This window comes from Leeuwenhoekiella nanhaiensis, from assembly GCF_002744755.1.
Classification (GTDB): domain Bacteria; phylum Bacteroidota; class Bacteroidia; order Flavobacteriales; family Flavobacteriaceae; genus Leeuwenhoekiella; species Leeuwenhoekiella nanhaiensis.
Map to the genome: position 1 here is coordinate 55,438 of NZ_KZ319292.1, position 24,627 is coordinate 80,064.

Below are 24,627 nucleotides of genomic sequence, written 5' to 3' on the forward strand. Positions count from 1 at the left end.
TCAATGTTTTAAAAATACTAAAAACTACCTGTGTTTAGACTATTCAAAAGTCTTTAACATAATAAAAGCCTAATTAACAAAAGCTTACGTATATATATTGTTTTGTTTAAGGTTTGCGCAATATATTTGAACAAAACTAAAAATCACGTATTATGAAAAAGATTGTATTAAGTATGGCTGTGCTTGCCACTATAGCTTTTACTTCTTGTAAAAACAGCGAAAAAGCAGAAACTGAAGAAACTACTGAAGAAGTAGCAATGGAAGAAGCTGAGATGGAAGCAGAAGCTCCGGAACAGCAAAACATTGCTGAAATCGCAATGGGAAATGAAAATTTCTCAACTCTTGTAACGGCTGTAAAGGCAGCAGGACTTGCTGAGACACTAAGTAGCGAGGGACCTTTTACCGTATTTGCACCAACTAATGATGCATTTGCCAAGTTACCCGAAGGTACTGTTTCAACACTTGTTGAACCCGCTAACAAAGAGAAACTAACCGGAATATTAACATATCACGTTGTTTCTGGTGAGTATATGGCTGAAGATGTAATCAAAGCCATCAATGATAACGGTGGAAGCTTTACAATTCCAACTGTACAGGGAGGAACTTTAACTGCAACACTACAAGACGGTAAAGTGGTATTAACCGATGCTAATGGTGGAACTTCTACTGTAGTAATGACAGATGTTGATGCTTCTAACGGAGTAATTCACGCTATCGACACAGTAGTTATGCCAAAGAGCTAATTATTGATCTTATATAAATATAGAAAACCCTTCTTTGTGAAGGGTTTTTTTATGGATTTCGGTCTCAAAGGCTTCTCCTTTTAGAAGTTATAAAGAACATGGGATAAGGAGCAGTTTTTAAGAAAACTATTCAGGTAAAGCGCCTAAAATGCTTTAATTTTAAACTACTATGAAAAAGAAAATGCAAGGCCGGGGATTTGTATTTAGAAGCTATGATGCACCCCAGCAATCCCTGTTTGAACAACTGCTTGAAATTTTTAAGGAACTGATTACCCATACCTCAGGTGATTTTGATGAGGCGATGGATTGGTTAAAAGAATTGGATAATGAATATAACCTTACCAATGAGGACTATACACTTGATGATTTTGTGCAGGAACTTAAAGACAAGGGCTATATACGAGAAGAAATAGAACCTGATGGGAGTAAAGGTACTTCCATAACCGCAAAAACCGAACAGGCCATTCGCAAGCGGGCTTTAGAGCAGATTTTTGGTAAGATGAAGCGCAGCGGAGTCGGAAATCACCGAACCAACCACATCGGGAGGGGAGATGAGCACACTGGTGAATACCGTGAGTATCGTTTTGGCGATGCGCTCGAACGGGTTTCAGTAACCGAAAGTCTTAAAAATGCTCAGATCAACAACGGTTTGGGATCTTTTGATCTCACGGAACGTGATTTGGTTGTCGAAGAAACCCAGCATAAGGCTCAGATGAGTACGGTACTCATGATAGACATCAGCCACAGTATGATTCTGTATGGCGAAGACCGCATTACGCCCGCAAAGAAAGTGGCGATGGCGCTTGCCGAACTCATCACCACCCGCTACCCGAAAGATACCTTAGACATTATTGTATTTGGTAATGATTCCTGGCCCATAAAAATTAAAGATCTGCCTTATTTGCAGGTAGGCCCCTATCACACCAATACGGTTGCCGGGCTGCAATTGGCGATGGATATTTTGCGGCGTAAGCGAAATACCAACAAGCAGATTTTTATGATTACTGACGGTAAGCCCAGCTGCGTGCGGGAACCCGATGGATTTTATTACAAAAACAGCGTAGGACTTGATGAGTATATCGTTAACAAATGCTACAGTATGGCCAGCCAGGCTCGAAAGCTCAAAATCCCCATAACCACATTTATGATTGCTCAGGACCCATATTTGATGCGCTTTGTACGTCAATTTACGCAGGCCAATCAAGGTAAGGCGTTTTACACCGGTTTACAGGGACTGGGCGAAATGATTTTTGAAGATTACGAGACCAACCGAAAAAAGAGAATTCGTTAATGCAGCGTTCCACTTTAATCGCGGTTAAAGAGCTTTCCGCAATGCTTGATGATCCTGATCTGGTATTGCTTGATTGCAGTCTGAAAAAGACTGCATCTGGGAAGGAATTTGATCTAAAAGGTAAAACAATTCCCGGAGCGCGATTTTTTGATCTTGAGAATACGTTTAGCGATGCTCAAAGTGACTTTCCTAACACCTTGCCTCAGACTCAGGATTTTGAGCGAAGGGCAAGAGCCTTAGGGATTAATACCGATTCAAAACTTGTTGTTTTTGACGCGGGAGGGATGTACTCGAGCCCAAGAGTCTGGTGGATGTTTCAAGTGATGGGAAACAGGCACATTAGAGTATTGAACGGTGGTTTGCCGGCCTGGAACGAGGCAGGTTTTCCGCTTGCGGAAGGTTTTGAAACTGATTTTGAAGAAGGAAATTTTAAAGCAGCATTTGATCACGGCAGCGTCAAGTCTTTTCAAGATATTGAGCAGAATACCGATGCTCAAAAGTTTACACTTGTAGACGCGCGTTCTTCCGGAAGGTTTAAGGGTATTGATCCGGAGCCCCGGCCGCATTTACAGAGTGGGAGTATTCCACAATCGGTAAATTTTCCTTTTCAGGATGTTTTAGAAAATGGAAAATTTAAATCTAAAACCGAACTGTATAAGTTGTTTGAAGAGCGTTCTCTGTTGACTGATAAACTGGTTTACAGTTGCGGGTCGGGTCTTACTGCCTGTATCATTATGCTGGCAGGCCAAATTGCCGCTCAAAAAGGAATACAGCTTTACGATGGCTCGTGGACCGAATGGGCTGAATTAAAGAAAATGAAAAAGTAAAATAAAAATTGAAAAATGAGTAAACCAAGTAGTTCAACATTGGGCGAACTTAAAAAGTCAGGCTATGTAAGCCGAAGTATTAAAGACGAGTTACGTGCCAATTTGCTGAAGAATATAAAAAATGGAGTCAATTCGTTTGAGGGCATTCACGGCTATGAGTATACCGTAATCCCCGAACTGGAACGTGCCATTCTATCTAAACACAATATCAATTTACTGGGATTGCGCGGTCAGGCCAAGACACGTCTTGCGCGCCTGATGGTTCAATTACTGGATGAGTGGATTCCGGTAGTGGAAGGTTCTGAGTTAAATGATGATCCTCTAAAGCCACTTTCACGCTACGCGAAAGAGCTCATCGCCGATAAAGGCGATGACACCCCCATTGATTGGATGCATCGGGATGAGCGTTTTGCCGAAAAACTGGCAACCCCAGATGTTACGGTAGCCGATTTAGTAGGGGATGTTGACCCTATTAAAGCTGCTAATCTTAAACTGAGTTATGCTGATGACCGCGTGATTCACTTCGGGATGATTCCACGCGCTAACCGCTGCATTTTTGTGATTAATGAATTGCCCGATTTGCAGGCGCGTATTCAGGTTGCTTTGTTTAATATTTTGCAGGAAGGAGATATTCAGATACGCGGGTTTAAACTGCGTCTGGCTTTAGATCTTCAGTTTGTATTTACCGCAAACCCGGAAGATTATACCAACCGCGGAAGTATTGTAACTCCACTAAAAGACCGAATCGGCTCTCAGATTCTTACGCATTATCCCGAAAGTATAGAGATTGCCCGAACGATCACCCAACAGGAGGCTAAAAGCGATGAGCGCACCGAAGATAATATCTACGTGCCTTCGTTAGCCAAAGACTTGCTGGAGCAAATTAGTTTTGAAGCGCGCAATAGTGAATACATCGATGCTAAGAGTGGGGTGAGTGCCCGTATGAGTATAACGGCCTATGAAAATCTGCTGAGTACGGCAGAGCGCAGAGCGCTTTTAGCCGGTGAAGAAAATACGACGGTGCGTTTAGGAGACTTTATGGGAATGATTCCGGCAATTACGGGTAAAGTTGAGCTTGTTTACGAAGGAGAGCAGGAGGGAGCTGCAAATGTGGCTCAGACGCTGGTAGGAGATGCGATTAAAACTTTATTCATCACTTATTTCCCCGAAATCAAAAAGCTTGAAAAGGAAAGTGAGAAAAGTCCGTATGATGATATCGTATCCTGGTTTTTTGATCAGACCGATTTCCGATTACTTGATGATTTAAGTGAAACTGAATATAAAAAGACTTTAGATTCAATTACTCCGCTCGAAGAATTGATCAATACCCATCAACCCGATCTCGATGCGAAAGACAAATACTTTATGAAAGAGTTTGTGCTTTGGGCGCTGGTAGAGTATAAAAAATTGAGCAAATACCGTCTCTCTGACGGAATGCGATTTAATGATCTATACGGCAGTTACATTAAAGGACTTTAGTGATTCCTAAGGCTATAAAACAAAAATCCCGTCAACATTGACGGGATTTTTTTGTTATGAAGATTTGTGCTTTTAATTAACAATGGTAAACTCGCTACGGCGGTTTTCATCGTGCTGCTCGTCTGTACAGTTCATTTCATCGCAGTTATTAATTGGGTCAGACTCACCATAGCCTTTTGCGGTAAGGCGATCTGCGTCAATACCTTTTGAAATCACATAATCGCGGGTAGCCTGTGCACGACGCTCAGACAATTCCTGATTGTAGGTGTCTGAACCGCGCAAGTCAGTATGTGACCCAATCTCTACTTTCATTTCAGGATATTTCTGCATAATACCCACTAATTTATTCAGTGTTAGCGCTGCATCGGGTCTTATGTTTGACTTATCAAAATCGAAATAAATTTTTTCGAGATTAATCTGCGTAAGTTGGTTACGTTCATTAACCACAACAAGTTCTTCAGTATCTGCATAGGCTTCCATATACAATCTCAATGCAGTCTTCGTATTGCGAGAATATTCAATACGCACGTCTTTTTCGATAGGAACAAAAAGCTCTTTTGAGGCTTTTACCTTATACAAACTGTTAGGACGTACTTCAAATTTGAAGCTTCCTTCTTCATCAGTAGTAGCAGTTAAAAGTGTACCGGTTTCAGGTCTGAACAAGGTTACCTTGGCTCCGGGAATAGGCTCTAGTGTTTTTTTATTGTCTACATTACCAATGATCTGATAATTGATATTCGGTAATGCTTCAAAGCGGTATAGTTTGTCTTTACCGGTTCGGTTTGATGAAAAATAACCGGTACCCTCATTTTCTTTCATAATCAAGGCAAAATCGTCTGCATTGGAGTTTATAGATGTTCCTAAATTATAAGCGTCAGCAAAAGTATCACCCGAAATCTTACTACGATACAGGTCAAGACCACCCAGACCCTCGGCACGATTGGAAGCAAAGTAAAGACTGCCGGCGTCAGAAATAAACGGGAACTGCTCCAGCTTATCGCTGTTGATACGATTTCCTAAATTAACAGGATCAGAGAACGATCCGTCATCGTTAATCGTTGCTTTATAAATATCGAAACTACCAAAACCTCCGGGCATATCGCTACTGAAATACAGCGCTTTCCCATCGGGGCTTAATGCAGGATGCGCAACAGAATATTCGTCAGAACTGATGGGTAAAAGCTGAATATTTCCCCATTGACCATTTACCAGTTCGGCACTGTAGATTTGCAATACCGCAACTTTTGCACCGCGTACGCGTGTAAAATCATTGCTTGTACGGGTAAAGTACATTTTCTGGCCATCAGCGCTGAAAACCGCGTTACTCTCGTGCGTATCGGTATTGATCATTCCGGGGAATTCCCCGTTATCAGTTATAGCGCTTCCATTAACGTTGGCATAATACAGATCAAGATACGGTCTGCCGGTCCAGGGATAAATAGGGCGGGAAGCGTTTCGGTCTGAAGCAAAGATGATTTGACGATCATAGTAAGCCGCGCCAAAATCATTGTAAGCAGAACTGGCATCCAGAATTTCAGGAAAGAAAAACTGCTCAACAGTTTCATCAAGGGCTTCCATATCTTTTAAAACATTGACTTCCTCGCCGGTATATTTGGTGAGGAGTTCATTTGCTTTTTGGTAATCACTATTGCGTTTGGCCGCATCAGCATATCTGAATAGGATTGCTTTATCCTGATTTGGTTTTAATTCCCACAAATCAGCATATGTTTCAGTAGCTTTCGCAGCATTTTGTGTGTAATAATACGCATCGGCCAGATTGCGGGTCGCTAAGGTATCAAGGCTGCCATTTTCGGCCTCCGTTGTATAGGCTTCTATCGCTTCGGCGTATGCCTGATTTGCAAAGAGCTTATGAGCCTGTTGCAAATTTTTATTTTGAGTATATCCTACGTTGCAAACAGCTAGCAGAATAACGAAGAGGGTAAGTTTTTTCATAGTTGTGGTGCTGTAGTTTAGAAGAATCGGGGTGATTTGCGGTAAGACGGTACGTCGCTGAAGATATTGAAGTCAAACAGCACCATCACTTCGTGGCTTCCGTTGTTGTACTGCCCAAGATTTGAAGTGGTGTAATCGTATGCATAACCCACTCGTATTCCCGGAGTAACTTCAAAATTAACCATACCGGTAACGGCATCATCTATACGGTAACCAATACCCGCCTCAAAACGCTGATTGAAGCGTACGTTTGCGTTTACATCTATGCTTACCGGAGCTCCGTTTACCCAGCGAGCCATAAATGAAGGTTTGAACTGAAGGTTTTCGGAAGGTTCAAAAACATAACCTCCGGTCAGGAAGTAATGGGTGTTTTCACTTCCCAGACGTTGCACGCCATCCTGGTCTTCTATGTGTTTAGAGGCAACCAGGTTGGGAGCAGAAAGCCCCACATAGTATCTTTCAGAAAAATAATAGGCTCCTATACCAATGGTAGGATAAGTCTGATTGATATTCTGCTGAAAGGAAGGGTCTGTTGCTGGTCCGCCGGTTCCTAGCTGGATGTTGCTAAAATCCGTACTAAAAAACGAAGCACCTGCCTTTAAACCTAAGGAGAGCGTTGCATCGTCCTGAATCTTCAGCTTGTAAGCAAAATCTGCATTGAGGTTGGTTTCTTGTACAACGTTGCCAATCTCATCGTGAACGAGGTTAAGACCCAATTCAACCTTATCTGACATAGGCAAATGACCAAAGAAACTTGCTGTTGTGGGTGCTCCATCTATACCCACCCATTGCGAACGGTAAAGTGCGCCAACTTTGGCTTTGTTTACTGAGGCGTAAGCAGGGTTGATTACGCTCATATTGTACATATACTGGGTGTACTCAGGATCTTGCTGTCCATACATGCTACCGCAAAAAAGGACAAGAGCTGCAAATACTGTAAATATTGAAGTTGAAATTTTCATCGAAATAATCCTTTTTTATCGGTTAAGATATACGTTACCTTGTTTTGGACGGGTCTGACCGTCATTGAAGTTGATGATGTAGAAATAAACACCATTGGGTAGCACATTACCACCCAAATTATTGGTGTTAGCCTGTCCGTTCCAGAAACCGGTTGAGGTGTTACCTTTAAAAACCACGCTTCCGTTTCGGTTAAAGATTTCAATGGTGTAATCCGGGTAGATGAGGTCAATGTTTTTCATTTCAAAGACATCATTGATTCCGTCTCCGTTTGGTGAGAATCCGTTAGGAATAAATACCGAGTCACAACCACTTAAATCAACAGTTACTGCCAGACGTTGCGAACTTTCACAACCGCTATCTCCATTAATAACACCAATGTAATAGGTGCTGTTGTCGCTTAGTAGCGTCCCTGAACTCAGGGCAGCACCACCGATTGCGGCGTTATAGGTTACTACGGTAAATGAACCGGTCACTCGAGATTCAAGGTCTGCGATAGTAGGTGAATCATTAATACAGAAAGTCTCACCACCGGCTGCAAGAGTAGGCGCAGCAGGATCTTCTGAAATAAACGATGCAGCAGGATTGTCTACATTTAAAGCACTACAGGTTGTTGTGAAATTTTGCACATCAACAATAGTAACCGTAGTACTTCCGCTATTAAGGATTAACGCTGCATCCAGATCTAAAGTAGCCGCTCCAGAAGTAAACGAAAGGGTCTCGGTCAATGCTTCGCTCGTATTGGCTCCGCTTAATTGATAGGTTACGAAATAATCAGCATCAGCTAAAAGCGTCGCCCCAGATAAGCTTACGCTAACAGGCTCGCCAAAACAGACATCAGCAATTGAAACTGCAAGTCCGTCTGCATCGGGTAATGGAAGTACCTCAAAATCATCAGAAATTACTAATGGATCAGAATCACAACCGGCAGCACTGCTCACCAGAGTCAAGGTGAAGGTTGTAATACCGGTTTCGGTAAGTGAAGTAGCCGGGATTTCGAAGCTTCCGGCACCAGAGGCTATACTTAAAGTTGTTGTAACATCAGTTGCTTCATTAGCTCCGGAAAGATCGTAAGTTATCGTATAATCCCCATCAGCCAGGCCGGTAGCGTTTGTAAAGCTTACAAATCCGTTTTCGTTAAGGCAGATATCTGAAGCCGCCAGTTGTCCATCAGCCACATCAGGAATAGGGTTAACAACAAAGTCTACGGTTGCAATAGTTGTACTTACACACGAAGTAGCCGCGTTAATTACCTGATTAATACTGAACGTAGTTGTACCTGCATTCGCCAGAGTTGCCGCATCTAGATTAATTGTTGCAGCCCCATCAGTGAACGTCAGGGTTTCGGTGGCCGAAGCGGTATTGGCTCCGGTAAGCTCATAGGTGACTTCGTAATCGCCGTCAACCAGATCTGTACCGGTGATTTCAACACTGGTTCCTTCTTCCAGACAAATATCGGCTACTGCGAGGTCTTCGGTTTCGATCACCGGTAGCGGATTTACAACAAAATCAACTGAAATTTCCAGATTTGAGGTAACACAGCTTGTATCATCATTAGTAACCTGGCTTATGCTTAATGTCGTATTCCCTGCATTTGCCAGAAGTGCTGCATTAATTGCAAACGTAGCTTCACCACCTGCCACAGCTACTGCACTTTCAATTGCAGTTCCGGTTGAGGCACTGCTGACGGCGTACGTAAACGTATAACTGCCGTCACTTAAATTTGGTGCGTTGAGCATCACATTTACCGGTGAGTCATTTAAGCAAAGATCATTCAGACTCAGCGTTGCACCGGTTAAATCAGGAGGAGAAACAATGGTAAAATCTTCACTTACGGCTGCATTAGTACTTTCGCAAAGAGTTGAATCATTGACAAATGAAGTTAGATTTACCGTTGTGGTACCTGCATTTGGAATTAAAGCGGAGTCGATAACCAGAGTACCGGTTCCTGAAGCAATAGTTACCACAGCAGTCTGAGCCATTTGAGTGTTAGCACCACTAAGATCGTAAGTTACAGTATACGTGCCATCAGCTAGAGTACCGGTAGTATCTGATAAAACCAGTGATGCATTGTCTCCCTCACAGGTACCCGTAATCTGATTGATACTAAGGTTTGAAAAATCAGGATTCGGATTAATGGTAAAATCAATACTTAAACCAGTAACCGGAACCTCACAGGCATTGGCTGTGTTTAGATCAGTAATTTGGGTAATACTTAGTGTGTTGTTACCTGTGTTAACTAAATCTGCTGCTGCGATTGTAAAATTACTTTCGCCTGAAGCAAAAACGAGAGTCGCAGTTTGATCAGTAAGCGTGTTAGCACCCGTAATCTGATAAACGATTTCATAGGTTCCGTCTACGACGTCAGGATTAGAAAGGCTAACTGTAACAGCATCACCTTCGCAAGAAGCGTCCGTCGTTAATTCCGTATCAACCAGACTTGGAAGCGGATTTACTATGAGGTCAACTGAAGCCGGCAGGCCTGCACTAGGGCAATCCTGATTTTCGGTTGCAACTGCTGTTATTGTGATAGTGGTAGTCCCAGGGTTTGCAACCGTAGCTGTATCAAGGCTGAAACTTGCTTCTCCGCTAGTAAAGGTTACAGGGATGGTAGTTTCAGCAGCTGTATTGTCACCGGTTAGTGTATAGGTGAGGTTATAGTTACCGTCTGCAACCAATGCTGCATCAGTGCTTATCGTTACTGTAGCATTTTCGCCCTCACAAATTGCCTCTGCAGTAATCGTGCTTTCTGCAAGATCCGGAGTAGCAACTATGGTAAAGCTTGCAGAAGGATTGGTCAGGGTGGTCGCTGTACACGTAGTCGTCGAATTAACTACTGAGGTCAGGGTAAGCGTAGTTTCTCCGTTTTCCAGCAAAGCTGAAGGAATGGTGAAAGTTCCTGTTCCATTGGTAATCGCAACATCAGTAGCAGTCTCACCGGTCGCATTGATCGCACCACTGAGATCATAGGTAAAATCATAGGAGCCATCTGCCAGGTTAGCCGGATCAGAAGTGTCTGTGATTGTAACACGTACTTCTTCACTTTCGCAGGCGCTTAAGATACTCACACTAACCGTTTGAGCATCCGGAAGCGGGTCTACGGTAAAGGTGGTAGTTACATCGGTAGGAGTAACACAATCTGCTTCATTAGAAACTGAATTTAAAGTAGCGGTGTACTCATCAGCGGTTGGTAATGCAGACGCCATAATAGCGATTGAAGCTGCACCACCATTAACGGTTGCGGTCTGCGTATACTGCTGTGAAGTAGTACCGGTGGTTAGGGTGTAGGTAAAGGTATAATCCCCATCTACCAATTCTATTTCTGGAGTAGTGCCGCCATCTGCGATTGAAAGCGTAGCATTTTCACCAAAACAAAGCGGTTCGCCAACAGTTATTTGAGTGTCTGAAGCATCGGGTAATGCTATTATGGTCAATGTATCGCTAAGAACATCTATGATAGCTTCACAACTACCCTGTGTATTGGGATCAATTATTTGTACGATGCGTAATTCGGCAACGCCGGCAGCGGTAAAAAAGTCAGGATTTACATTAAATGAACCTTCTCCATTTGTGATGGTAACAATAACCGTTTCACTTCCTGTATTTGGAGCCGGGCTAATCTCGTAACTTACTTCATAATCGCCATCGGCAATTACAGCAGGGTCTCCTGTAATGGTAGCAACAGGTGTAATAGGTAATTCATCTTCGCATATAATGTCTTCCTCGTCAGCAGGAAATGTCAATTCTAAAGACGCATCAGTGAAGTCAGCAACGGCTTCGATGGTAATGTTTACCGTTACCTCACTGATATTACAGTTTGGATTTATAGGGAAAACGCGATAAGTGAAGGGGTAGGTACCTGCTCCAAGTGTATTACGTATGTTCTCTACATTGATGATGTTATCATTTACGCCATTGATTTCAGAAGTAGGGCCTTCAGACCAGAAGCCTCCATCATCTTCTCCAACAATCGCATTTCTTAGATTAAAGTTGCTTTGGTCCGATAAATTATCGGTAAGACAAAATGTAGTGACTACAGCCGGATCTACGGTACCTGCGTCGGGAGACTCAATAACCTCTAGCATTACAGTAGATACCGTTGAAGGGCATAATCCTCCTCCCTGTGCAGGAACAGTATAGGTGAAGGTGTAGTTTCCAAAGCCGGCCTGAGCTGCGTTAAAAACACTGCCTTGTAGCGCATTTGCAGGACCACTGGTAACCGCCCAGGTTCCATCTAAGGTAGGACTGGGTGAACTACCCGTAAATTGAAACAGGTTTACGCTGGTATCATCATCGCAGGCTACAGCATTCATATCATCTGTTCCGGGGTAACTTCCTAAAATCAGGGTTACTGTAGCAGAATTATCAGTACAGCCTGCAACACCTTCGACGGTATAGGTGTAGTGAAATGTCCCACCACGAACAATTTGCCAGGTATTAAGTATGCCGGTAGTGGTATTTAAACCGTTACTGTTATCGTCATCGGTCCAAACACCTCCAGGCTGAGGACTTCCATCCAGAGCAGCAAAAAGATCAACGTCTCGTTGCGAGCTTTTGTCACATAAATCGATTGTGTTGTCTTCTCCGGCACATTGCGCAAAGGTTTTAGAAGAAAAACCAACAGAAAAAAATAGGAAAAGCACAAATGTCGCCCTTCCAAGAAGCGTAGAGTTCTTAATCATAAGAGTTGGGTTAGTAAAATTTTATCCAAGTACAGTCGATAAATTACACATTATACCGATCAAATGTAAAATAATAAATTGAATTTTTACATTATTTATCATTTACAATCATAAATTTTCCATTTTACCGTCAGGATATTTGGCAAAACGCTTCTTTTCGGGTTCGTGGGTGTGTTCGTTTGAGGGCCAGGGCCATCCGCCAAAGGCATCCTGCTGAAAGCGCATAAAAGCATCTTCTATGTCTTTACGGGAATTGCCTACAAAGGGACCGTGCTTCACCACTGGCTCTCCGATAGGTTTTCCCTGAAGTAGGAGTAGATGCGCTTTTGTTGAGCCGTTGTTAAGCGTAAGTTGCTCAGTAGCTTCCGCGCGAATGTGGTGCATAACGGGGATTTCAAAACCTTCGGCCTCCAGTTGCTCCCCTTCATAAAAGTAGAGGGAACGGTTAGAACCTTCGGCACCTTCAGGAAGAGTAAAACTTGCATTCGGGTCGAGGCTAATCAACCAGATTTGAATATCGTTTTCGGGATTTGCCGCCCAGGAATCCGGTGCTGGGTTTAAAGCAGACTGGTTTTTAAAGCTTCCGGCGATGAGTTTTATTTTTATGGAATTGCCCTCTGCATCGGTTTGTTCTATCACAGGGATTTTTGAATTCCACATCATTCCAAAATAGGGTTCTACTTTTTTGCTTTTCGCAGGAAGATTCAGCCAGATTTGAAACAGTAAAAGCGGGTTCTCAGCTTCTTCATTCAATAAGGGAAACATTTCGCTATGCTGCACTCCCTTGCCGGCAGTCATCCACTGCACATCACCATTTCCAAAACGCCCTGCAGCGCCTAAAGAATCGGAGTGATCTACAAAGCCTTTTTCACAAACGGTTACCGTCTCAAAGCCCACGTGCGGATGCGCAGGAAAACCGGGCACTTTAGAACCATGGTACATCGCCCAGCCGTCTTTTTGTACAAAATCCTGACCTATATAGCGACCGGCTAAAGAAGCATCGGGCCCTAGTTTGCCATTTCCTTTTGGGTAGTTGTCGTTGTGAAATGCACAAAATAGAAAAGGATCCTGAGTATCCCAGGGCATTTGAAGCCGGGTAATTTTTTGAATAGCTGCCATATCGTAGATTTTTTGGTTCTAACGAATATAGTCACCGGCCTTCAATTTCTAAAGTGTAGTTATAAACACTTATTCACAGTCTGATTACCCCGTTTTACAGGCATTTTGTAATTTTCAATTTCAAAAAAACAGATATGAAATTTTTTCAAAAAGAAATAAGCCTGCAGTCCCGTCGTCGCGGGTTTCACCTGATTACGTCAGAAATCACGGGTCAGTTAACCGAGTTAAATCAGATTAATACCGGTCAGTTGCAGGTGTTTATCAAGCATACTTCGGCCTCGCTTACCATAAATGAAAATGCAGATCCAACGGTACGGGAAGATTTTGAAAGCCATATCAATAAGATGGTGCCCGAAAATGCACCCTATTACAAACATACTTTTGAGGGACCTGACGACATGCCAGCCCACATTAAAGCCAGTCTGATGGGAACTTCCGTCAACATACCGGTTACCAACGGCCGATTGAATCTGGGCACCTGGCAGGGAATTTACCTGTGCGAGCACCGCAATCACGGTGGCAGTCGCAAGGTGGTTCTTACCTTATTTGGTGTGTAACTGTTTTTTTATTGCGACCAATTGCTCCAGAATGTGCTCCACGCCATTTTCAACATTGCTTTTTGTGGAGTAAGCAGCAGCTTTTGAAATATTGGGATGCGCGTTTTGCATAGCAAAGCTAAAAGCGGCCTGCTCAATCATTTCCAGATCGTTGTTGTAATCACCAAAGGCCATGGTCTCCTCTTTAGAGATATTCAGTTTTTGCTGAAGCAATTTTAAGGCGCGACCTTTATCGGTATCCAGGTGGCTGATATCCAGCCAGTTTTCGCCGCTTACCTTGACTTTTACTTCCTCTTCAATATCCCGAACCTGAGGATAGGTGGTTTCCTCAGAACCGCCAAAGCTGTAAACCGCAATTTTAAAGAAGGAATCTTCGGTAATCGCGGTAAGGTCTTCGACGTTTTTGTATTTGGTATAATACTCTTTAAATATCTCGAGAAATTCATCGTGATTAGACTCTACATAGGCCTGCTCTCTTCCGCAGAGCACAATATGCGCATCTTCAATGTCGCGCATACGCCTGATGAGCTTGTGAACGGTTTCGGTATCTATGGTGCAGGTGTCCAAAACCTCTTTGCCTTTTACGGTAATCCCTCCATTTTCGGCAATGACAAAAATGTCGTCTTTTATAGGAGCCAGTTTTGAAACAATGCTGTAATACTGTCTGCCGCTGGCTGCTACAAACGGAATATCGTGCGCCTGCAATTCTTTAAACAATTCAAAAAAACGATCGCTTACCTGGTCTTTGTGATTGAGGAGCGTACCGTCCATATCTGAAATGACCAATTTTACCTGTGATAAATCCATAGCCGCAAAGATACTTTAAAGCTTCAGCCCTAAAACCGATTTTATATTAATTCAATCTTAAATCCAAGCTTAGTATTTTGCGCCCTGATCAATTCCCTGTGAAGCTTTTTCGATAAACAAACGCAGATCTTCATTGGCGGCTTTAAGATCTTCGGCACGTAAATACATCATATGCCCGCTGCGATAGCCTTTAAAATCCATGCGATCGTCAAACTTCCCGTTGATGTTGATCTGGCCCATAATGTATTTGGCATTAAAATAGGTGCAGGCGCCGTCGTAGTAACCCGATTGTACCAAAAGGTGAAGATTGGGGTTGATCGCCATGGCTTCACGCAGATCTGCACCGGCGTGATTGTTTGAGCGGTCCCAGGGATGTACATCACCAAAGAGATCGTAAGTCAGATCGGTCTTAAAGCCCAGTTCTTCACGCATATAATAATTGATTGCGGGCGTAAAGCTGTGCAGCCACGAGGTGAGTTCGCTGTTATAATCTGGCGTAGTACCTGCGTCAGCAATGTCGAGTCCGCGATAGCGACTGTCCAGACGACCTACAGTAAAACCTTTGGAATCGCGCAGCAGATCTTTCCAGAAATAATTGAAGGGTACGGCAAGATTGTTTTGTTTAACAGTCCTAACGGAAAGCCCCGAGTAATACGCTATTTTTTCGGCTACCACTTCTTTTTCGGCTGCGGAAGCATAACCGCCTTTAGCCAATACCGGAAGCAGTTCGTTAACGGTATAAGCCTCAACTTCCGGAAGCATTTCAGTAAGGTCTTTATTCTGAAGGTCAGGAGGTAGAGCATTATGGTACCAGGCAGTGGCAGCGAAATAAGGCAGGCGGTTAGCGATCTCAACGGGACCTTCAAATTCAAAACCAATTTCGGTAGGTGAGACCAGAATCACCCCGTTGAGATACATCCAGCGTTTTTGTTGCAAGGCATTGGCAAGGCCCGAAACCCGCGTAGTACCGTAACTTTCACCGATGAGAAATTTGGGAGAACGCCAGCGGTTATGCCGGGTCACGAAGGTGTTTACCCAGTCTGCCAGATAGGAGATGTCTGCATTAACACCGAAAAACTGTTCGCGTTCGGGCATTTTGCCTTCCGCATTGGGAATCATACGGCTATAGCCTGTGTTTACCGGATTGACGAAAACCACATCGGCCACATCGAGTACCGAATTGGGATTGTCTTTAATGCCGTAGGGCTGTACCGGATATCCTTCATCTGTGATTTTAAGAATACGCGGCCCGGTGTAGGCAATGTGCATCCACACCGAAGCAGAGCCGGGGCCACCGTTAAAACTGATGAGCAAAGGCCGGGTCTGGTTATCTGCAATATCTGAGCGCGAGTAATAGGTGTAGTTTAAGGTGGCAACGGGATTTCCGCTTTTATCCCAAACCGGCTGAAAACCCAATTCTGCAGTATAGGGAATCGTTTTTCCTTTTATACTAACTGAATGTTTGGAAATCATCGTCGTATCAACAGGAACCTGAACCTTCTGGGCGAAAGCAGTGTTTAAAAGCAAAGCGAAAAGAACGAATACTGAATATCTCATAGGAAGTTTTTAAATGTGGTTTTAAAAATACGATTTATAGGGGATTCGGTTTAAGGCCTTAGCGAAACCAATTTCCAAAAGTGTAGCATTTATTGATTGCTGACTTTTTTGAGTAAATCCTCCAGATCTTGTTTGGAATATAAATTGCCGCGTTTGATTACGGCAAATAAATCCTGAGTATGGTTTATGTTTTCAAGCGGATTTGCATTGAGTAGCACCAAATCGGCTACGGCATCTGTCTGAATAAGCGGTTTGTCTTTTTTAAGGAAATCAGCGCCGTTTAAAGCTGAAGTTTGAAGAGCTTCCAAGGGAGTTAATCCGGCATCCACGAGAGCCTGCAATTCCTGATGTAAGGACTCGCCGGGATAGACATAGGAGTTGAAGGCACCACAGTCTGAACCCGCTAGTAATTTTACTCCGTTACGGTGCAGGTCACCCGCCAGTTTTACAAAGGCCGAATCCAGATTTTTACGCATCACGACAAACTCAGGTGAGGCGTTTTTAGCGCTGTTGATACGCCCGCCGTAGGTTTTTTGAATTCCGGGACCCATATACTTTAAATAGGAATCGTCCGTATGATTCTCTTCATCCAGATAGCTTAAGGTATGGCCAATATGCAGCGTGGGCACCACAAAAACATCCTGATCCTTTAGTGTCTTAAAGGTGTTTTGAGCGGTGGAGTCTGAGTAGGTCTGCATCACGCGGTCTAAAGACGACCAGAAACCGGCTTCACCAGTTTTCACCGCTTCGGTGATGGACTTTTCTTCGGCTGAGCAGCCTTTTAAGACGTAGTACAAATGCTCCATCGCATCGATACCGGAGTTTACCGCCTCATCTACCGTGACGCTATAGGGCATATGGCCGCTGGTGATCATCCTGCGGGCTTCGGCTTTAGCGATAACCTCCAGGTAGTTTTCCGCAGAAATCGTGCTGTCGTAAATCTTTACAAAGTCTACATTGAGTTGTTGCAGGGAGTCTAAGGCGGCTTCTATTTCGGCTTCGCCGGAAACTTCAAGCGAACCCGCCCAGGTAGCACCGGGGCCGTCAATCTTAGGTCCAGAGGTGTAGATTTCGGGGCCGGTAAGAGCACCGCTTTCAATTTGGCTTTGCCAATCCTGAACAGAACTTGTCAAATCACCGCCGGCGTCTCGAACGGTGGTAATACCGTTTGCGATATACAAATTGAGCAGGTTTTTATTTTCGGCAATTAAACTGTCGCCGCCCCTAAAATGCACATGATTGTCCCAAAGACCGGTCATCAGGTATTTTCCGGTGGCATCAAGGGTTTCTTTGGCTTCGATTTGAGCTGCTTCAGCCCTGTCTAACACCGTGATAATGCGGTCTCCTGTGATGTAGATAAATTGATTGGGATAAACACTGCCGCTCTCCAGATCAATTCGGTTTACATGGGCGATCACCAGATCTGCTTCCGGTTTCCTCGTTTTACACGAAATGAAGAACAGCACACCCAAAACAGCGGTAAGTATGAGTTTCATAGCTTGATTTATTAAGTCTTCAATTTAGCTGATAATCTTCAGGTTTTAAAACCTTCTTTTGGTATTCCATTTTTCGGCTTTGCCCAAACAAAAAAAGAGCCTCGTTAAAGGCTCTTTTGTAAATGGATATCAAGAAATTATTTTCCCCATTCGGTATGGAAAACCCCTTCGCGGTCTAGACGCTCGTAGGTGTGCGAACCGAAGTTATCGCGCTGCGCCTGAATAAGGTTTAGCGGCAAATGACTAGAGGTATAAGCCTCGAAATAGTTCAAGGAGTTTGAAAGTCCGGGAACCGGAATTCCGCTGGTAGCAGCATATGCCACCAGTTCTCTAACAGAAGCCATCGTTTCCTGAACTTTAGGCACAAAAGAAGGCGCTAACAATAAGTTAGGCAGGTTCTTGTCTGCCAAATACGCTTCCGAAATGTTGTCTAACAAGCCTGAACGTATGATACAACCGGCTCTCCAGATTTTGGCAATCACAGACATGTCGAGATCGTACTCGTATTCTTTAGAAGCTTCGGCAAGCTGGTGCAAACCTTGCGCGTAAGCGATAATGAATGAGAAGTACAAAGCTTCTTCAGCCATCTCGATGATTTTGTCTTTATCAATGGCTTTAGGCTCAGGACGGTCGTATAGTTTATCGGCAACAATACGCTCGTCTTTTAAGGCTGAAATCTCGCGCATACTTACCGCGATATCTATGGTAGGAACGGGAATCCCAAGGTCCATCGCGTTTTGTGAGGTCCATTTACCGGTACCTTTTTGCTTGGCTTTATCAAGGATTTTATCGATCAATCTCCCGTCACCCAGATCATCTTCCTGCTTGAATATTTCGGCAGTAATCTCCACTAAAAAGGATTGCAGACGCCCTTTATTCCACAGGTCATAAACCTGATGCAATTCGTCATTGCTCAAACCAACCGACTTTCGCAGTAAATCATAAATCTCAGAAGTTAGTTGCATCATGCCGTACTCAATGCCATTGTGCACCATTTTCACGTAGTTTCCGGCAGATTTGGGACCCAAATGTGCTACGCAAGGCTCGCCTTTAAAGTCGGCAGCTACAGCCTCAAAAATAGGTTTGATGTGTTCGTAAGCATCGGCGTCACCACCGGGCATAATACTTGGGCCTTTACGGGCACCTTCGGCACCACCGCTAACACCGGCTCCAAAGAAATTAATTCCTTTTTCCTTTAAATAGGCCTCACGACGGTCTGTATCGGTAAAGAACGAGTTTCCGCCATCAATGATAATATCACCCTTGTCCAGGTGGGGCAGCAGGCTCTCAATAACCTGATCTACAATTTTCCCGGCAGGAACCAGGAGCATAATTTTTCGCGGAGCGGCAAGCGCCTCAGTAAAGGTTTTGATATCTGTAGAGGCATCTACTTTGTTTAGATCGCCACCTTCTTTTTTAAGGGCATCTACTTTTTCTGAGTCGAGGTCGTAGCCAAAGGCTTTAAAGTTGTTGTCTGCGACGTTCAAAATAAAATTGCGTCCCATTACTCCAAGACCAACCAGGCCAAAATCATAATCTTTATGCTCCATAATAATTTGTTATTGTTCTTTTAAATTTGCACGCTAATGTTTTTATAAAGCCTCTGCTTTACGGGCAGGATACCTTATTTTTGTGAGCGTATAAGCCAAAATTAAACGATAATAGTGACATGAAGTAGTTATAAATTATAAACTCATGTTATTTTGACGCGAAGGCTTAACGCAAAAACTAAAAAACCAAACTAGTTCTATGAATTCTACATCAAATCAGCTTCTGGTCATTTTTGGAGCTTCCGGAGATCTTACAGCGCGTAAACTGATACCTGCGCTCTATAACTTATATGCAGACGGTCACTTTCCCGAAAACTTTGTGGTTTTGGGGGCCAGCCGAAGCAACCTGAGCGATGAAGATTTTAGAAAGCGCGTGGTGTATGAAAGCGAATTCTTAAAAGATGAGGTGAAATCCCGAGATAAGGAGTTTATCAAGAAGTTTGCAGATATGATGTTCTATACTGATCTGGGTGACGATTACGATTCGGAATACAGCGGTCTTGCCAAGCGCATCAACGAATTGAATAGTGAGCATAAAACCGATGATAATTTTACGTTTTACCTATCCACTCCACCCAGTTTGTACGAACCTATTGCCAAAAACCTGTACGATCAGGGATTGACCAAAGGAAGTGGTAGCGATAAAGGTTTTAGACGTATTGTGGTCGAAAAACCTTTTGGGTATAGCTTAGAAACGGCAAAAGAGCTTAATGCCGGATTGCAGAAATACTTCAAAGAGCGCCAGATTTATCGAATAGATCATTATTTGGGTAAGGAAACCGTGCAAAACCTGATGGTTACCCGTTTTTCAAATTCTATTTTTGAGCCGCTCTGGAACCGGAATTACATTCACCACGTAGAAATCACCAATGCCGAAACGGTAGGGGTAGAGAAACGCGGTGGCTATTATGATAAATCAGGAGCCTTGCGCGATATGTTTCAAAGTCACCTGTTGCAGATCGTGTCGCTGATTGTGATGGAACCACCTATCAACGCATCGGCTGAAGAGATTCATAACGAGAAAGTAAAAGCTCTGAAATCCCTGCGCATTATGCGGGATGAAAAAGAACTTTTTGACCATACGATGAAAGGGCAGTATATCGCTTCAAGTATTAATGGTAAACGCGTGAAAGGATACCGGGAAGAAGAAGGCGTTGATCCCGAATCGAAGACCGAAACCTATGCGGCGGTTAAGTTTTTTGTAGACAACTGGCGTTGGAAGGACGTTCCGTTTTACGTGCGGACTGCTAAGCGTATGCCTACCAAGGTAACGGAAGTGGTGATTCACTTTAAGACTCAACACCATCAGGTATTTAAGAATCAGGACATCAACAATAAAGACAACAAACTCATCATCCGCATTCAGCCTGATGAAGGTATTTTGATCAAATTTGGTGTAAAAGTACCCGGGCAGGGCTTTAAAGTAGAGCGCGCCAATCTCGACTTTTACTACAGCAGCCTGAGCGATAATAATATTATGGATGCCTACGAGCGTTTGCTACTCGATGCGATGCAGGGTGATACCACTCTTTATGCGCGTGCTGATGAGGTCGAGGCGGCCTGGGCATTTGTAGACCCTATTTTAGAATACTGGGCTAAGGATGTTAATGTAAACACCTACGGATATCCTGCAGGAACCTGGGGACCTAAAAACTCAGACGATCTTATTGAAGATGCTAACGGCTGGCGCAATCCCGGCGAGTTACTTACCGATGAGACAGGATACTGCATCATTTAGAACGTTATTTGTTAATGGTTAAATGGTGGTTGGTAGCGGGTAAAAAGTAAGTGGTTAGAGGTAAAAGGTAAGAAGTAAGAAGGTTATTTAGTTATTTTAAAACCGCAAACCGCAAACCGCAAACCGCAAACCGCAAACCGCAAACGGAAAACCCTTGTTAATTTTAAATTTTGAGTTAAAGATGGAATTACGCATAAAAGATACAAAACAACAAGTAGCTGAGGATTTTTCAGCATTTTTTAAGGAGCGTTGCGCTACTGGAGAGCCGGTGCATATTGCGCTTTCGGGAGGAAGTACGCCTAAAATTGTTTTTGATCAGCTCGCATCAGAATTTGGTAAGGATATCGACTGGTCTCAGGTGTATTTATATTGGGGCGATGAGCGTTGCGTGCCGCCTACCGATGAAGAGAGTAACTATAAAATGACTGTAGATCATTTGTTGTCGAAAATTGAAATACCAAAGACCAATATTTACCGGGTGAAGGGGGAGAATGATCCCGAAGAAGAGGCTAAGCGTTATAGCGAGGTGTTGCAGGAAAACATCCTAACAGCAAACGGAATCCCGTGTTTTGATTTGGTGATTTTAGGAATGGGTGATGATGGGCATACGGCTTCTATCTTTCCGCATCAGATCGCATTGTGGGATATGCCCGAAAACTGTAGGGTAGCCACTCATCCCGATAGTGGTCAAAAAAGGGTAACCATCACCGGAAAAGTAATTAATAATGCTAAAACCGTAGCTTTTTTAGTTACCGGAGCGGGCAAAGCCGAAAAGGTTTCTGCAATTATTAATGAGACTGAAGATTATAAGCAGTATCCGGCCAGCCTGGTAGCGCCTAAAAGCAACGAATTGATCTGGTTTTTAGATCAGGATGCCGCAGCTGGCCTGGAGTAAGCATAGAAAGCTTGTGCTACAATTTAAAAAGGATGTCAGTTATTTGAGCTGACATCCTTTTTTTAATTTTCAGAACCCTGAAAAATGCTTTGAAGATAAATGCCATCCTCTTCAAACAGACTTGTAATCCCATTATAAAATGCGATGATAGAAACTGAACTGTGAGTTTCGTTTTCAAAATATTCAAGTTTTGCGGGTAGGGGGTCTTCGCATTTTTGATTTAAGGATTCAAACCATCTTACGTGCCGGTCCCGGTTTCTGACGTTGCGCTTGCCCCAGTTGGCTGTAGCGATATAGATAAACCGGTTAAAGGAGTTGGGCGTAACCTGTTCAATCTTAGCATCCATCGTTTCAGCATCCCAGGTGCCAAAGCTGGGATCTACCGCGATAAAACCATTAAAGCGACTTTCTTCCTGCATATAGGCATGTGCTGCGAGCAGGCCGCCTAAAGAGTGACCAAAAAGAACGCGGTTAGCATTGGTTCTGAATTTTTGATCCAGCTCCGGGATGAGTTCGTTTTCCAGAAAGCTTAAAAATGCTGCTCCGCCGCCGGTATCATTGGGTCTTGTGGTGATGACTTTATCGGGCGTAAAGTCTCTGCGTCGGTTGATATTTTCAATACCTACCACGATCATTTCAGGGATACAAAGATTGCGGGTAGAAGCCGAACTCAGATACTGCACCATACCAGAAAGGGGCCTGAAATGCGTATTTCCGTCCAGTACAATAAGCAGCGGATAGGTTTTGTCTGCGGCGCTATCGTCATTATACGATTCCGGCAGGCTTACCGTATAGATGCGGTCTTCGTTTAAGGTTTTGGAGTAAAATGTATAGGAGGTACCTAGATATATATTGCGAGTTTCCTGTGCAGAAAGATTGTGGAACACAACGCTTAAGAGGAAAAAGATAATTAGACTTGTTCTCATTAAAATTGGCTTTGAAGTTTAAAATAACCTTGATTACCGGTAAAAATGAGATTTCTGATTAAATGTCAGCGTAATTTTGAATGGAAACTTTCTAAATGCTAATGATTTAGATTTATGAATTGTTCTTTAGCCAGCACTCCCTTTTAAAAAAGCGTTTCCCTATTTGCCTCAGGTACTCCTTTTTTTATTGAGGTGTTAATTGACCTTTTTCCTGTGACAGATTCTCAATAATTTTTAAAATTTTGCTGCAGCACTACTCAACTCGTCATTGCCGATTTTTTATTTAAGACGCTATCTATCCTTCTCTTGTTTTCCTGTTGCAATAAGGAAGGATAAAAATTAAGTAGAACGTTCGGAATCATCATTGCAAATGCGAAAAGTATTCCAGTGGTTACGCCTTTATAAATCGCAACAAGAGCTACAAATGTGAAGCCAATAAGATGACTTATTTCGGAAAGGGTCATTTCCTTTCTAATTTCGTTCAAATCAGTATTTCTATTATGCAGTTTTAGTTTCTGGTTAAAAAATCTGAAAAAGGTATTTTTTACGATCCATTTGAAGTATTGAATCCCGATTTTTCTATTCAGCTTTTGACTCCTAATAAAATTGAGATTTGATAACTTTTTGTAGTATTTCGTTTTCATCAGAATAGCATTAAGTGCCATCCCTACGATCCAGGAAATAAATGACATCGATATTCCAAAGGTGAACCCCAATACTAGATTTTTAAGAATCATTTTATTTTGATTTAATCTTAAGATCTTAATTTTCCTTTCTAAGCAAATCAGACTTTCCCGGATCATTTTTCTGCTGAGACGGAGTTTTGGAGCCCGGTTCCGCCTGTATTTCAACACGCGTACGGGGAAGGCTATCCGGATAATTTTCCTGAATAAAAACCACCAGTTTTTCGCGCACCAAAACCCTTAAATCCCAGGCAGTAGGGGAGTCTTTGGCACTCATAAGCGCACGGGATTCAACCATTTCGTTATTGGCATCAGTGACCTGTAAGACATTGACCTCTCCATCCCAAAGATCGGTATTTTCCAGAATTCGGGTCAGTTCCGCACGCAGTGCATCAAAGGGAACTTTATAGTCCGTGTAAATAAAAACGGTACCCAAAATATCTGACGAGTTACGTGTCCAGTTTTGAAAAGGTTTTTCAATAAAATAGGTGGTAGGTAATACAAGACGACGCTTATCCCAGATTTTAACCACCACATAGGTGAGGTAAATCTCTTCAATACGGCCCCATTCGCCCTCAACCACCACGACGTCATCAATACGTATGGGCTGCGTAAACGCAATCTGTATACCGGCCATCAGAGTTCCTAGAGCTTTCTGAGCCGCAAAACCAATGATAATACCCGCAATACCGGCAGAGGTAAGCATGCTTACACCAATAGAGCGTATGCTGTCAAAACTCATTAAAGCAATACTTACGGCAAACAAAATAATTAGAAAGATGAGCACACGCTCTAAAACATTGAACTGGGTGTACACCTTTCGCGCATGTATGTTATCTGTAGCGCTCATATCGTATTTGGTGAGTATATGTCTTTTAAAAGCCTTGATGATCACGATTAGAGCCCAGGTGATACTTAAAATAAAGAGGAGCGTGCTCGAGTGGGAAAGTACGCGTTCATCAATAATACTTAAAACTTCATCATTCGTTTTTATAATGCGCAAAATCAGAGCAAGCATAAACAGGGCAAGTGGTATCCTGATTTTTCCGGCAAAATTGAGCGGCAGCATAGTTTTAGGACTTTTGCCCAATTTGCGAAGTACAAAAAAGAGAACTGTAAAGGCTACCAGTCCGCAAGCAAGGGTAATCAATAAAAAAACCGATGTCTGAGAGTCTATCGTGTTGATCATAATCTGGGTATTTCTCTAAAGCTAAAAGAAGAAACCGGAGTATTCGTTAATAAAACTTAAAACTTTTAAAATGAGTGAACTACAACGTTGGTAAATGTAAAATCGGGTTTTTATTTTAAGCGTTTAACCCTAACTTTTTAGGCGTAATCAGAAGGAAAAGACAAAATTTTATTTT

At 43.0% G+C, this 24,627-nt stretch carries 18 protein-coding genes; 7 read left to right on the top strand and 11 right to left on the bottom strand.

What is annotated here, in order from left to right:
* The first annotated feature begins 152 nt into the window (after positions 1–152).
* The 4 genes from CJ305_RS12035 to CJ305_RS12050 all read left to right on the top strand — a co-directional run bounded on the left by CJ305_RS12035 (position 153) and on the right by CJ305_RS12050 (position 4,340).
* Positions 153–743, top strand: a complete 591-nt coding sequence (locus CJ305_RS12035; protein ID WP_099646530.1) for a fasciclin domain-containing protein — start codon at positions 153–155, stop codon at positions 741–743.
* 169 nt (positions 744–912) lie between these two features.
* Positions 913–2,034, top strand: coding sequence for a vWA domain-containing protein (locus CJ305_RS12040; RefSeq protein ID WP_099646531.1), 1,122 nt, complete (start codon positions 913–915; stop codon positions 2,032–2,034).
* The gene (locus tag CJ305_RS12045; RefSeq protein WP_099646532.1) at positions 2,034–2,861 is read left to right on the top strand and encodes a sulfurtransferase; all 828 of its coding nucleotides are present in this window, start codon (positions 2,034–2,036) and stop codon (positions 2,859–2,861) included. Before CJ305_RS12040 ends, CJ305_RS12045 begins: the two co-directional genes overlap by 1 nt.
* A gap of 15 nt (positions 2,862–2,876) precedes the next feature.
* On the top strand, positions 2,877–4,340 hold the full coding sequence (locus CJ305_RS12050) for a magnesium chelatase (RefSeq protein WP_099646533.1): 1,464 nt from the start codon (positions 2,877–2,879) through the stop codon (positions 4,338–4,340).
* Between the two features lie 72 nt (positions 4,341–4,412).
* On the opposite strand, the gene CJ305_RS12055 is transcribed toward CJ305_RS12050, so the two are convergent.
* From CJ305_RS12055 to CJ305_RS12070, 4 genes are all read right to left on the bottom strand, one after another.
* Positions 4,413–6,293, bottom strand: coding sequence for an OmpA family protein (locus CJ305_RS12055; protein WP_099646534.1), 1,881 nt, complete (start codon positions 6,291–6,293; stop codon positions 4,413–4,415).
* A gap of 17 nt (positions 6,294–6,310) precedes the next feature.
* On the bottom strand, positions 6,311–7,255 hold the full coding sequence (locus CJ305_RS12060) for a PorP/SprF family type IX secretion system membrane protein (RefSeq protein ID WP_099646535.1): 945 nt from the start codon (positions 7,253–7,255) through the stop codon (positions 6,311–6,313).
* Positions 7,256–7,270: 15 nt separating this feature from the next.
* Entirely contained in the window at positions 7,271–11,935 is a 4,665-nt protein-coding gene (locus CJ305_RS12065; protein WP_099646536.1) for a gliding motility-associated C-terminal domain-containing protein, read from the bottom strand.
* 108 nt (positions 11,936–12,043) lie between these two features.
* On the bottom strand, positions 12,044–13,054 hold the full coding sequence (locus CJ305_RS12070; protein WP_099646537.1) for a pirin family protein: 1,011 nt from the start codon (positions 13,052–13,054) through the stop codon (positions 12,044–12,046).
* A gap of 134 nt (positions 13,055–13,188) precedes the next feature.
* Between CJ305_RS12070 and CJ305_RS12075 the strand changes: the two genes are divergently transcribed.
* Positions 13,189–13,611 carry a secondary thiamine-phosphate synthase enzyme YjbQ gene (locus tag CJ305_RS12075; protein ID WP_099646538.1) on the top strand — a complete coding sequence of 141 codons (423 nt, stop codon included), beginning with the start codon at positions 13,189–13,191 and terminating at the stop codon, positions 13,609–13,611.
* Here CJ305_RS12075 and CJ305_RS12080 read toward each other — a convergent pair.
* The 4 genes from CJ305_RS12080 to gndA all read right to left on the bottom strand — a co-directional run bounded on the left by CJ305_RS12080 (position 13,597) and on the right by gndA (position 19,021).
* On the bottom strand, positions 13,597–14,418 hold the full coding sequence (locus tag CJ305_RS12080) for an HAD family hydrolase (RefSeq protein ID WP_143469382.1): 822 nt from the start codon (positions 14,416–14,418) through the stop codon (positions 13,597–13,599). The two genes, CJ305_RS12075 and CJ305_RS12080, sit on opposite strands and share 15 nt — an antisense overlap.
* Positions 14,419–14,487: 69 nt before the next feature.
* On the bottom strand, positions 14,488–15,975 hold the full coding sequence (locus CJ305_RS12085; protein ID WP_099646539.1) for a S10 family peptidase: 1,488 nt from the start codon (positions 15,973–15,975) through the stop codon (positions 14,488–14,490).
* 89 nt (positions 15,976–16,064) lie between these two features.
* Positions 16,065–17,471, bottom strand: a complete 1,407-nt coding sequence (locus CJ305_RS12090) for an amidohydrolase family protein (RefSeq protein ID WP_099646540.1) — start codon at positions 17,469–17,471, stop codon at positions 16,065–16,067.
* A 137-nt stretch (positions 17,472–17,608) separates the two neighbouring features.
* Positions 17,609–19,021 carry an NADP-dependent phosphogluconate dehydrogenase gene (gndA, locus tag CJ305_RS12095; protein ID WP_099646541.1) on the bottom strand — a complete coding sequence of 471 codons (1,413 nt, stop codon included), beginning with the start codon at positions 19,019–19,021 and terminating at the stop codon, positions 17,609–17,611.
* Positions 19,022–19,220: 199 nt separating this feature from the next.
* On the opposite strand from gndA, the gene zwf reads away from it, so the two are divergent.
* Together zwf and pgl are read left to right on the top strand one after the other, a co-directional pair.
* A complete protein-coding gene (zwf, locus tag CJ305_RS12100; protein WP_099646542.1) occupies positions 19,221–20,759 on the top strand; it encodes a glucose-6-phosphate dehydrogenase in 1,539 nt (512 codons plus the stop codon).
* Between the two features lie 181 nt (positions 20,760–20,940).
* Complete coding sequence (gene pgl, locus CJ305_RS12105) at positions 20,941–21,654, top strand: 6-phosphogluconolactonase (RefSeq protein ID WP_099646543.1); 714 nt, start codon at positions 20,941–20,943, stop codon at positions 21,652–21,654.
* A 62-nt stretch (positions 21,655–21,716) separates the two neighbouring features.
* Here pgl and CJ305_RS12110 read toward each other — a convergent pair whose 3' ends face one another.
* The 3 genes from CJ305_RS12110 to CJ305_RS12120 all read right to left on the bottom strand — a co-directional run bounded on the left by CJ305_RS12110 (position 21,717) and on the right by CJ305_RS12120 (position 24,452).
* Entirely contained in the window at positions 21,717–22,580 is an 864-nt protein-coding gene (locus CJ305_RS12110) for an alpha/beta hydrolase (protein WP_099646544.1), read from the bottom strand.
* Between the two features lie 257 nt (positions 22,581–22,837).
* A complete protein-coding gene (locus tag CJ305_RS19625; RefSeq protein WP_317044002.1) occupies positions 22,838–23,383 on the bottom strand; it encodes a glycosyl-4,4'-diaponeurosporenoate acyltransferase CrtO family protein in 546 nt (181 codons plus the stop codon).
* Entirely contained in the window at positions 23,343–24,452 is a 1,110-nt protein-coding gene (locus tag CJ305_RS12120) for a mechanosensitive ion channel family protein (RefSeq protein ID WP_099646546.1), read from the bottom strand. The genes CJ305_RS19625 and CJ305_RS12120 overlap by 41 nt, the downstream gene beginning before the upstream one ends.
* Between the last annotated feature and the right edge of the window lie 175 nt (positions 24,453–24,627).

Coding starts and splice junctions, on each gene's coding strand:
- CJ305_RS12065 (WP_099646536.1), bottom strand. CDS start 11,935: ATGATTAAGAACTCTACGCTTCTTGGAAGGGCGACATTTGTGCTTTTC.
- gndA (WP_099646541.1), bottom strand. CDS start 19,021: ATGGAGCATAAAGATTATGATTTTGGCCTGGTTGGTCTTGGAGTAATG.
- zwf (WP_099646542.1), top strand. CDS start 19,221: ATGAATTCTACATCAAATCAGCTTCTGGTCATTTTTGGAGCTTCCGGA.
- CJ305_RS12080 (WP_143469382.1), bottom strand. CDS start 14,418: ATGGATTTATCACAGGTAAAATTGGTCATTTCAGATATGGACGGTACG.
- CJ305_RS12090 (WP_099646540.1), bottom strand. CDS start 17,471: ATGAAACTCATACTTACCGCTGTTTTGGGTGTGCTGTTCTTCATTTCG.
- CJ305_RS12060 (WP_099646535.1), bottom strand. CDS start 7,255: ATGAAAATTTCAACTTCAATATTTACAGTATTTGCAGCTCTTGTCCTT.
- CJ305_RS19625 (WP_317044002.1), bottom strand. CDS start 23,383: ATGATCCGGGAAAGTCTGATTTGCTTAGAAAGGAAAATTAAGATCTTA.
- CJ305_RS12070 (WP_099646537.1), bottom strand. CDS start 13,054: ATGGCAGCTATTCAAAAAATTACCCGGCTTCAAATGCCCTGGGATACT.
- CJ305_RS12035 (WP_099646530.1), top strand. CDS start 153: ATGAAAAAGATTGTATTAAGTATGGCTGTGCTTGCCACTATAGCTTTT.
- CJ305_RS12075 (WP_099646538.1), top strand. CDS start 13,189: ATGAAATTTTTTCAAAAAGAAATAAGCCTGCAGTCCCGTCGTCGCGGG.
- pgl (WP_099646543.1), top strand. CDS start 20,941: ATGGAATTACGCATAAAAGATACAAAACAACAAGTAGCTGAGGATTTT.
- CJ305_RS12085 (WP_099646539.1), bottom strand. CDS start 15,975: ATGAGATATTCAGTATTCGTTCTTTTCGCTTTGCTTTTAAACACTGCT.
- CJ305_RS12050 (WP_099646533.1), top strand. CDS start 2,877: ATGAGTAAACCAAGTAGTTCAACATTGGGCGAACTTAAAAAGTCAGGC.
- CJ305_RS12045 (WP_099646532.1), top strand. CDS start 2,034: ATGCAGCGTTCCACTTTAATCGCGGTTAAAGAGCTTTCCGCAATGCTT.
- CJ305_RS12040 (WP_099646531.1), top strand. CDS start 913: ATGAAAAAGAAAATGCAAGGCCGGGGATTTGTATTTAGAAGCTATGAT.
- CJ305_RS12055 (WP_099646534.1), bottom strand. CDS start 6,293: ATGAAAAAACTTACCCTCTTCGTTATTCTGCTAGCTGTTTGCAACGTA.
- CJ305_RS12110 (WP_099646544.1), bottom strand. CDS start 22,580: ATGAGAACAAGTCTAATTATCTTTTTCCTCTTAAGCGTTGTGTTCCAC.
- CJ305_RS12120 (WP_099646546.1), bottom strand. CDS start 24,452: ATGATCAACACGATAGACTCTCAGACATCGGTTTTTTTATTGATTACC.